9 protein-coding genes are annotated in these 9,594 nt (G+C 39.4%); all 9 read left to right on the top strand.

Annotation, left to right across the window (positions count from 1 at the left end; genetic code table 11):
- Window positions 1–397 precede the first annotated feature (397 nt).
- Complete coding sequence (locus ADM33_RS06380) at window positions 398–619, top strand: hypothetical protein (RefSeq protein WP_049503858.1); 222 nt, start codon at window positions 398–400, stop codon at window positions 617–619.
- Window positions 620–1,042, top strand: a complete 423-nt coding sequence (locus ADM33_RS06375) for an RbsD/FucU family protein (RefSeq protein ID WP_049503856.1) — start codon at window positions 620–622, stop codon at window positions 1,040–1,042.
- A gap of 143 nt (window positions 1,043–1,185) precedes the next feature.
- Window positions 1,186–2,337: an iron-containing alcohol dehydrogenase gene (locus tag ADM33_RS06370; protein ID WP_049503855.1), complete on the top strand. Its 1,152-nt coding sequence runs from the start codon at window positions 1,186–1,188 to the stop codon at window positions 2,335–2,337.
- A gap of 184 nt (window positions 2,338–2,521) precedes the next feature.
- The gene (locus tag ADM33_RS06365) at window positions 2,522–3,793 is read left to right on the top strand and encodes a glycosyltransferase (RefSeq protein WP_049503853.1); all 1,272 of its coding nucleotides are present in this window, start codon (window positions 2,522–2,524) and stop codon (window positions 3,791–3,793) included.
- The gene (locus ADM33_RS06360) at window positions 3,793–4,773 is read left to right on the top strand and encodes an NAD-dependent epimerase/dehydratase family protein (protein ID WP_049503861.1); all 981 of its coding nucleotides are present in this window, start codon (window positions 3,793–3,795) and stop codon (window positions 4,771–4,773) included. The genes ADM33_RS06365 and ADM33_RS06360 overlap by 1 nt, the downstream gene beginning before the upstream one ends.
- Window positions 4,748–5,563, top strand: a complete 816-nt coding sequence (locus ADM33_RS06355) for an MBL fold metallo-hydrolase (protein ID WP_049503852.1) — start codon at window positions 4,748–4,750, stop codon at window positions 5,561–5,563. The genes ADM33_RS06360 and ADM33_RS06355 overlap by 26 nt, the downstream gene beginning before the upstream one ends.
- Window positions 5,541–6,803: a F390 synthetase-related protein gene (locus ADM33_RS06350; protein ID WP_049503850.1), complete on the top strand. Its 1,263-nt coding sequence runs from the start codon at window positions 5,541–5,543 to the stop codon at window positions 6,801–6,803. The genes ADM33_RS06355 and ADM33_RS06350 overlap by 23 nt, the downstream gene beginning before the upstream one ends.
- A gap of 14 nt (window positions 6,804–6,817) precedes the next feature.
- Entirely contained in the window at window positions 6,818–7,762 is a 945-nt protein-coding gene (locus tag ADM33_RS06345; RefSeq protein ID WP_049503859.1) for a 3-oxoacyl-[acyl-carrier-protein] synthase III C-terminal domain-containing protein, read from the top strand.
- A 170-nt stretch (window positions 7,763–7,932) separates the two neighbouring features.
- Window positions 7,933–9,465, top strand: coding sequence for a cardiolipin synthase (gene cls, locus ADM33_RS06340; RefSeq protein ID WP_049503849.1), 1,533 nt, complete (start codon window positions 7,933–7,935; stop codon window positions 9,463–9,465).
- Window positions 9,466–9,594: the final 129 nt, after the last annotated feature.

The following is a 9,594-nucleotide window of genomic DNA, read 5'->3' as shown; positions in this document are numbered from 1 at the left end:
CTTGGTAGAGTACTTGGTTTGGGACCAAGGTGTCGCAGGTTCGAATCCTGTCTTCCCGATAAATGTTACATGAGTAAGAACACTAGTTGTTCTTTTTTTACTTGTTATGAATCTTTTTTTCACTGTGTCAACTGCTGTAGAATGATGAATGAATTTCAATTTGAAAGGACTCCATCGGGGCCTCTCATTTTTGATATTTTAGCAAGGGATAAAACAACTTTTTGAATTATGGACTCTATTGTTGTCGTATTATTAACTCTGGAATAGTCCTTAACTGTATTAGGAACACAAAATTTTAGTAAGAAATGAAATATATCACCGATTCAATCATAATGGGTTGAATCGGTGATTTTTATATAAGGAAAAAATATGTATCTTGTTAAATACTCGTTTTAGTATGAAAGGAATTATATACTTTAGTTTTAATTATAGTCTTACCAAAGAATCTCGCATAAATGTTTTGTCTCAATTGTTAACTTTGGGAATTGTTCAGTCAAGAGAGGAAGCACAAAATCTCATTCGACAATCAGAATTACTGAAAAGTTATGCAGTAGAAGATTTGGATAATGTCGAAACTAGTCAACAGTTTTTCAAGTCATTAGTAGAGAAGGGAGAGTAAATGTTAAAGAATATTCCTAAAATTATTAGCCCAGAGCTAGTTAAGTATCTAATGGAGATGGGACATGGAGATGAGTTGGTCATAGCTGATGCAAATTTCCCAGCTCACAGGATCGGACAACGCGTTGTTCGTTGTGATGGTCATGGAGTTCCTGTGATCTTGGATGCTATTTTGCAACTACTCCCTCTCGATACATACAGTGACTATCAAGCAGGCCTTATGCATGTTGTACCAGGGGACCCAACGATTCCAGTTATTTGGGATGAATATAAAACCTTACTAGGCAAGTATCATACAGGTGCATCTATCAAAGAGTTTGAAAGTTTTGAATTTTACGATCAGGCAGAGAAAGCTTATTTAGTGATTCAAACTGGAGAAAGTGCTCTTTATGGAAATATTATCCTGAAAAAAGGCGTTTTGTAAAAAAAATAAGGGGGATGTGGGGCTTCCCACTCCCTTCCTTTGCGATTTATTTGTTAAAAAAATCACAAATGTTTGAAAATATAGGAAATATATTATATAATTAACCTAAATATAAAGCGTGAAAAACGCAAGGAGGAAAAAATATGGCAACATTTTACGTTCCAGCAGTCAACCTTATTGGTAAAGGTGTGGTAAATGAAGTTGGTCCTTATGTTAAGGAGTTGGGCTATACTAAAGCTCTTTTGGTGACAGATAAGTATATCGAATCAAGTGATATCTTGCCAAAAATTTTAAAACCTTTAGATGATGAAGGGATTGCTTACGTTATCTTTAGTGATGTTGAACCGAACCCTACTTGTAAAAATGTCATGGATGGGGTCGCTGCTTTGAAAGAGCATAACTGTGACTTTATCATCTCTGTCGGTGGTGGCTCTCCACAGGATGCAGCTAGTTGTATTTCTGTAATCGCTACCAATGGCGGTAAGCCACAGGATTACGAAGGTTTGCATAAGTCTGCTCAAAAAGGTCTTCCTGTTGTAGCTATCAATACTACTGCAGGTACATCAGCAGAAATTACTATCAACTACGTTATCACTGATGAAGAACGTAAGGTTAAAATGGTAATGGTTGATAAGAACAGCCTTGCTCTTATCTCTGTTAATGACCCTGAATTGATGGTTTCAAAACCTCAAGCTTTGACTGCTGCTACTGGTATGGATGCTCTTACTCACGCTGTTGAAGCTTTGGTAACACCAGGTGCTTATGATGTGACTAAGAAACTCTCTATCGGAGCTATCGAGCTAATCAAAGAATATCTTCCACGTGCAGTAGAAAACGGTCACGACATCGAAGCTCGTGAAGGTATGGTTAATGCTATCTTCCTTGGAGGAATGAGCTTTAACAATGCTGGACTCGGCTATGTTCACTCAATGGCTCACCAATTGGGTGCTGTCTATAACTTGCCTCATGGCGTTTGCTGTGCCATGCTTTTGCCAGTTGTTGAGCGTGAAAATGCCAAACGTGTACCTGTAGCCTTCCGTAATGTTGCTAAGGCCTTGGGTATGCAAATCGAAGGAAAATCAGATGAAGAATGTGCTGCTTATGCTATTTCTGAAATTGAAAAACTTTCTGAAACTGTCGGTATTCCTAAGAAACTTACAGAACTTGGTATCGAAGAAAAAGACTTTGACTTTGAATACCTTTCTAAGAATGCCTTGATTGATGCTTGTGCACCAGGTAATCCATTCATGCCAACTTTGGAAGAAACCATTGCTTTCTATAAGGAATTGTTCTAAGGAGAGCTACTTTGGAATTTTTTAGGGATAGTAAATTTAAGATTCTTACATTGTGAATTCCTCCCGAATATTTAAATAATGTACTAGGGAATCAAATACTATTCCTATGATTTAAAACCAATAATATTTAAGAAGAACTATCCTCGTGATAGTTCTTTTTTGGAAAATTTGATATGCTAGGATTATGAAGAAAATCAATATCGATGTTGTGATTGTTCCTTTAAGTGGACATTTGTATCCAACCATGAATTTACTTGCACCACTATTACAAAATCCTCAGTATGAGATACGTTTATTTACAGGTCCCCAGAAAAAGGCTGTTGCAGAGGCGGTTGGTTTTCAAGTTCTTCCCATTTTAGAAGGACACGTAAAGGAATTTGAAAAAGCTGCCAACAATAAGGAGCAGTTAGGAATTTTTTCAGCCTATCGGCAGTTGTCTGCTAGTCTTGATTTGATAAACCTAGTTTCGGACCAATTAATCCAAGAATGGACAAATCATCGTCCGGATATTGTCATAGTGGACTTTATCACCCTATCTGGCGGACTTGTAGCTGAGCAGATGGGAATTCCGTGGATAACAACTATGGCGACCCAGTTTGCGATTGAGACGACAGAGGGACCTCCTTGTTTCTTTGGAGGTATGGGGGCTCCCCAGAATAGTTGGCAGGTTCTAGAACAGTTTCTTGGGAGAAAAATAACGCGTTTGGGAAAACGGATAGTAACTTTTTTATTACGAGACCGCTTAAGGCGTTATCATTTTAAACTTTACAATCAGAAAGGCCAAGAAACTATTTATTCTCCCTATTCTATCTTAGGTATTGGGATGAAAGAAGTAGAGTTAAAAAAAGGATTCCCAAAACACTATAAATGGGTGGGACCTTCAGGTGCTTCAGTAGAGGCTGGAGAGGATTATCCATTAGATTTGTCGGTTTTCCCTAATCGAAAAAAGGTTTTGGTAACTTGTGGGACACAACTGGCATGGGCCAAAGATAATCTAATCTTTCAAGCGAAGCAACTAGCCAAAGCGCATCCTGATTTTCACTTTTTTGTGACTCGTGGAGTTGGTGGAGAACCTTTTCAGTGTGATAATCTGATGGAGAATCTGTCCCTTGTTTCTTATCTTCCTTACAAAGAATACATTCCTCAGATGGATTATGTGATTCATCATGGTGGAGCTGGGATTTTTTATCAGTGTATCATTTATGGTAAACCAGCTTTGATTTTGCCTCATGACTACGACCAATTTGATTATGCTGTTCGGGGTGTGGAAGCGGGTGTTGCTTATACAGCTAAAAGAAATAATAGCAAGGAGATTGGGCAGGCCTTTGATAGGCTATTGGCTAAAGAAAATTGGACAGAATTGGAGAATCTCCGCCAAGTCGTACAATCCTATCATCCAACAGAAATTTTGGAAAGCGAAATCCACCGTCTGTTAGCAGATAAGGAGAAAGAATGATGAAAAAAGTATTAGTTACAGGAGCCACTGGTTTCTTGGGTAAATATGTAGTAGAAGAACTAGTAGAACATGGTTATCAAGTAAGAGCCTTTGGTAGAAATAGTCAGGTTGGTCGCTCTTTAGAGAATTCTTCGGTTAGTTTTTTTCAGGGAGATCTGACCAAAGCTGAGGATGTAGTAGAAGCTTGCAAGGGGATGGATATGGTCGTTCATGCGGGAGCTCTGTCAACAGTTTGGGGTCCCTGGGAAGATTTTTATCAGGCCAATGTTTTAGGAACCAAATATGTTCTCGAGGCATGTCGCCAAACAGGTATTCAGCGTTTAGTCTATGTTTCCTCACCAAGCATCTATGCTGCTCCAAAAGATCAACTAGGGATCAAAGAAAGTGATGCTCCAGAGGGAAATAATCTCAATAATTATATCCGTAGCAAATTGGCTTCGGAGAGACTCTTTAAGGATTATCCAGATGTTCCTAGTGTTATCTTGAGGCCTCGGGGACTGTTTGGGATTGGAGATACTAACATCTTGCCACGGGTGATCAATCTTAGTCAAAAAATTGGCATTCCTTTGATTGGGGATGGGCGTCAGCTCATGGACATGACTTGTGTGGAAAATGTTGCTCTGGCAATTCGGTTAGCCTTAGAAGCTCCAGAAGCCAAAGGTGAGGTTTTTAACATTACTAATGGTGAGCCGAGGGCTTTTAGAGATTTGCTAGAGGAAAGTTTGATAGGTCTGGGTTATCCAATCAAATATAGAAAAATTCCAGCATCTCTCTTATCAGGAATTGCAAGTAGTTTAGAATTTCTATACAAGACCTTGCACTTTAAAGGGGAGCCACCTTTAACACGATATACCTATTATCTACTTCGTTATAGTCAAACTCTAGATATTAGCAAGGCTCAGAGGGAATTGGGGTATCGTCCGAAAATTAGTATTTCAGAAGGGATTGAACAATATGTCCAAGATTATCGAAAGCATTGAGTATTTCCCAGCGGGATGTTGTACGAGTTATGCCGGTTTGCTCTTTAAAGGTGTCAAGAATAGAAAGATGACTTTCCCAGCAGGCGTCTTTTTAATCAAACATAGGGATAAGGGCTATGTACTTTATGATACTGGCTATCACTACGATATTAAGACAAAACTAAGATATGCTTTATATCGCTTGGGGACGCCCGTTCAAATGACAGAGCAGGATCAGATTTCGCATTTGCTGAAGGCTAAAGGAATTAAACCAGAAGAAATTAATTATGTCCTGCTGTCTCATCTACATCCAGATCATTTAGGAGGGGCTAGTTTCTTTCCGAACGCAAGCTTTATCCTAACCCAGGAAGTGTACGATGTTTACAAGAAACCAAAACTAAAAGATTTAATTTTTAAAGAATTTTTGCCGAGTGACTTCGAGGAAAGATTGACAGTCATCAAGACAGATCAGCAAAACTCCAACTTCTCTTACCGTCCTACCTATGATTTGTTTGGAGACGGAAGTATCCTCGTTGCTTCTATTGATGGGCATGCTAAGGGCCAAGCCTGCCTCTTTATTCCAGATTATCATCTCTTTATCGCAGCGGATCTTTGTTGGGGAATTGACCTCTTACCCTATACGAAACAGATGCATCTGATTCCTTCCTTGGTTCAAGATAGCAAGGCTGACTATATCAAAGGAACAGAGTTGCTGGAAGAGATGTTAAATGATGGTATAGAAGCGCTTGTCAGCCATGACCCTGTAGAAAGGATTGAGCGGATTTTGTATGAAAAAAATAACCTTTCTTAAAACTTTTATCCAGACTCGTTGGCTTCATAATTTTAAGTCTCGAGAAGCCTTAGAAAGCTATCAGAAAAAGCAACTAGATGCCTATATGGAATTTCTAAAACGTGAATCACCTTATTTTAAAAATGGTGTGCCTCACGACTTTGACCATATGGATAAAGCTTTTATGATGACGCATTTCAATGAACTTAATACTCAAGGAGTGGATAGAGATGAGGCCTTAGCTTTGGCCATCGAAAGTGAAAAGACTCGAAATTTTACAGAACTCAAAGGAGAAATAGCTGTTGGGCTGTCTTCGGGAACATCTGGACACCGAGGACTTTTTATCACAACTGAAAAAGAACGAAGTATGTGGGCAGCGGCTATCTTGGCAAAGATGTTGCCCAAAGGTCACCTTTTTGGACACCGTATAGCCTTTTTCCTCAGAGCGGATAATGAATTGTATCAGACCATCAATACGGCACTTATACGTTTAGAATACTTTGATATTTTCAAGAATACAGATGAGCATATCGAGCGCCTCAACAATTATCAACCGACCATCGTGGTGGCGCCTGCTTCGATGTTGATTGAATTGGGTAAGCGCCTAAAGATAGGAGAATTAAGGATTCGTCCACAAAAAATCGTTTCGGTGGCTGAAATCTTGGAAGATACTGACAGAGAACGGATTTCTGCGGCTTTTGCACTACCAGTTATTGACCAGGTCTATCAAGCAACAGAAGGTTTTCTAGCTTGTACTTGCTTAGCTGGGAATCTGCATCTTAATGAAGACGTCATCTTTGTGGAAAAGAACTACTTGGATGACCGACGTTTTTATCCAGTCATTACTGATTTTAAGCGGAGCAGTCAGCCTGTTTATCGCTATCAACTCAACGATATCTTGGTTGAAAATCCTGAACCCTGTCCATGTGGGTCTCATTACACAAGGATTGACAAGGTCGAAGGGCGTTCTGACGACATCTTCTATTTTGATGGACAAGATGGAGGTCAGGTAACGATTTATCCTGACTTTATCAGACGTTGCATTCTCTTTGTGGAGAATGTTGGAGATTATCAAGTCAAACAACATTCTGAGAAGCTAGTGGAAGTTTGTTTGAGTCGAAGAGATGAGCAAGTAGAAACAACGATTACAGAGCAGTTTCGACTTTTGGCGCAACAAAAAGAGTTTAAAGAACCTGAAATACAATTTTCAGATTATCATTGGGATACAAGTCGTAAGCTCAAACGTATCCAACGTTTATGAAAGGACAAAAAATTATGACAGAAGTAAAAAGACATGTAGAAATTGCAGGTTATGGAGTCTGCCTTCCAAAAAATACGGTGCAATTTAAAGACCAGACCCGTCATCGTGTGGTTGAAAATGAAGAAACGCAACTAGATTTGGCAGAAGCAGCTATCCAAGCTGCACTTGAAAATGCAAATTTGAGTATGAAAGACATTGATTGCCTGGTATCAGCTAGTGCGGTTGGTGTTCAGCCGATTCCTTGTACGGCAGCTTTGATTCATGAACGTGTTGCAAAAGGGCTCTCTATCCCAGCTATGGATATCAATACGACTTGTACAAGTTTTATCTCTGCTTTATCAACCATGTCACATTTGATTGAAGCTGGGGAATACCGTCGTGTTTTGATTGTATCTAGTGAAGTTGGTAGCTTGGGACTCAATCCAAAGCAAAAAGAAAGCTATGAACTCTTTAGTGATGGAGCGGCTGCCTTCATTTTCCAATCAAGTGATAAGGATAAGGGAGTGATAGCAAGCCTTCAACGTACTTGGTCAGAGGGAGCTCACGATACAGAGATTCGTGGAGGCTTGACTTCATATCAACCTAAAGAATACTCTGAAGAGACCAAGACAAATTTTATGTTTGATATGAAAGGCAAGAAAATTCTCTTGCTTTCTGCTCGTGTCATCCCAGAAATGTTCCAAGAATTCCAAGAGAAATCAGGCATTTCTAAAGATGCTGTAGACTATATTATTCCCCACCAAGCTAGTCGCGCTCTTCCTTTGGTCATGGGAAAACTGGGTGTAGATGAAGACAAGTACCTTAATCTCGTTACGGATTATGGAAATATGGTTTCAGTTGCGGTACCTTTTGGTTTAGCCTATGCACTCGATCATGGCTATGTAAAAGAAGGAGATACTATCTTCTTGATGGGAACTGCAGCTGGTATGACGGTCAATATGTTGGCATTAAAATTGTAATATAAGAGCAGGCATGTATGTGGCCTGCTTTTTATTGTTCACCTCAGTTGGAGAACTATCGGCCTAAACAGAAAAGACTTGCTAAGTTCTTCTAAACTAAGTATACTAGAAGGTAACAAGCGTTTTCAGATGTTAAATTAGGGAGTAGACTTAGAAATTGAGGGGGAGTTATGGGAACTAGAAAATTGCGACTATTGATGTCCAAGTATGGTTTTAGCATTGCGATAATTCTGATAGAATTATTTGTAGTTTTTGCAGTCATTCTTTACATGAGTCAGATTGCTCCTCTTGTTTGGGTTGCTCTTGTATTTTTGATCAGCGTAGCAACCGTTATAGCGATTGTCAATCGTTCCATGTCGCCAGAGAGCAAGGTGACTTGGTTGATTGTGACCTTTGTGCCTGTGTTTGGTCCATTACTTTATATCATGTTTGGTGAGCGCCGACTATCAAAAAAAGAGCTGAAACAACTCAGAGAATTGCGTTCGATTACTTTACAAGAGAAGCATGAAGATAGTCTTCATCAGAACCTACAAGAAACAGATAAATCTGCCTACGGGATTATCAACGCTTTGCTACATATGGATAGCAATGCGGAAGTCTATGAGCATACGGATTCACAATTTTTCGCAAATGGAGAAGAAATGTGGCATCAGATGCTGGAGGATCTAAAGAGAGCTAAAAAATTTATTTTTCTAGAATACTACATTGTCGAAGAGGGGTTAATGTGGGATAGTATGCTCGAGATTCTGGAAGAAAAGGTAGCCCAGGGAGTTGAGGTTAAGATGCTCTACGACGATATTGGTTGTATGGTGACTTTGCCTGGAGATTATACGGTTCATTTGCGTTCTAAAGGAATTGATGCTCATAAGTTTAATAAGGTGATTCCTCGTATGACGGTGGCCTATAATAACCGTGACCACCGTAAAATCTTGGTTATTGATGGGCAGATTTCCTACACTGGTGGGATCAACCTTGCAGACGAATACATCAATCAGATTGAACGTTTTGGACACTGGAAAGATAGTGGGATTCGTATAGATGGTCCGGCGACTCAAGCCTTCACCAGACTATTTCTCATGAACTGGTACATCAACCGTGGAGAAATCAGTGACTTTGATCAGTATCATTTGGAAAATCAGACACGGTCTGGTAGTGGTCTTTGTATCCCTTATGGCAGTGGACCGAAACCAATCTACCAGATGAAGGTGGGTAAAATTGTCTATCAAAATCTGATTAATCAAGCGGAAGATTTTGTCTATATCACCACGCCTTATCTCATTATTGATTATGATTTGACAGAGGATATAAAAAATGCAGCCATGCGAGGTGTAGATGTGAGAATTATAACTCCATTTATCCCAGATAAAAAGCTCATCCAGTTAGTAACTAGAGGGTCTTATCCTGATCTTTTATCTGCTGGTGTACGTATCTATGAGTATACTCCTGGTTTTATCCATAGTAAGCAAATGATTGTTGATGATCGATTTGCGGTTGTTGGAACCATAAACCTTGATTATCGCAGCTTGGTTCACCACTATGAAAATGCAGTTTTATTGTATGAAACACCATCCATTGCAACTATTCGCAATGATTTTAAAGAAATTTTTGAAGAGTCGCAAGAAATTTTTCCTGGAACAATCAAGCCTACTTGGTATCAAATGTTGATAAAAGAAGTGACCCAGTTGTTTGCGCCAATGCTTTAAGTAGAAGAATTAATTGAGAATAGATGATTAGAGGAAGAGGTTGGGATAAAAGTTCTAGCCTCTCAATTTTCTTTGGATTGTCGAGCAAGACGCAGTGGTTGAGTGGGCTCTACTACGCTGATTTCATCA

The organism is Streptococcus oralis, from assembly GCF_001075875.1.
GTDB classification, from domain to species: Bacteria; Bacillota; Bacilli; order Lactobacillales; family Streptococcaceae; genus Streptococcus; species Streptococcus oralis_I.
Note: the sequence above shows the minus strand (reverse complement) of the source record. Positions and strands in the feature narration are given on the sequence as shown.

What these genes read in the sequence shown, in the direction of transcription:
- ADM33_RS06355 (WP_049503852.1), top strand. Translation starts at nt 4,748, where the DNA reads ATGTCCAAGATTATCGAAAGCATTGAGTATTTCCCAGCGGGATGTTGT.
- ADM33_RS06360 (WP_049503861.1), top strand. Translation starts at nt 3,793, where the DNA reads ATGAAAAAAGTATTAGTTACAGGAGCCACTGGTTTCTTGGGTAAATAT.
- cls (WP_049503849.1), top strand. Translation starts at nt 7,933, where the DNA reads ATGGGAACTAGAAAATTGCGACTATTGATGTCCAAGTATGGTTTTAGC.
- ADM33_RS06365 (WP_049503853.1), top strand. Translation starts at nt 2,522, where the DNA reads ATGAAGAAAATCAATATCGATGTTGTGATTGTTCCTTTAAGTGGACAT.
- ADM33_RS06380 (WP_049503858.1), top strand. Translation starts at nt 398, where the DNA reads ATGAAAGGAATTATATACTTTAGTTTTAATTATAGTCTTACCAAAGAA.
- ADM33_RS06345 (WP_049503859.1), top strand. Translation starts at nt 6,818, where the DNA reads ATGACAGAAGTAAAAAGACATGTAGAAATTGCAGGTTATGGAGTCTGC.
- ADM33_RS06375 (WP_049503856.1), top strand. Translation starts at nt 620, where the DNA reads ATGTTAAAGAATATTCCTAAAATTATTAGCCCAGAGCTAGTTAAGTAT.
- ADM33_RS06370 (WP_049503855.1), top strand. Translation starts at nt 1,186, where the DNA reads ATGGCAACATTTTACGTTCCAGCAGTCAACCTTATTGGTAAAGGTGTG.
- ADM33_RS06350 (WP_049503850.1), top strand. Translation starts at nt 5,541, where the DNA reads ATGAAAAAAATAACCTTTCTTAAAACTTTTATCCAGACTCGTTGGCTT.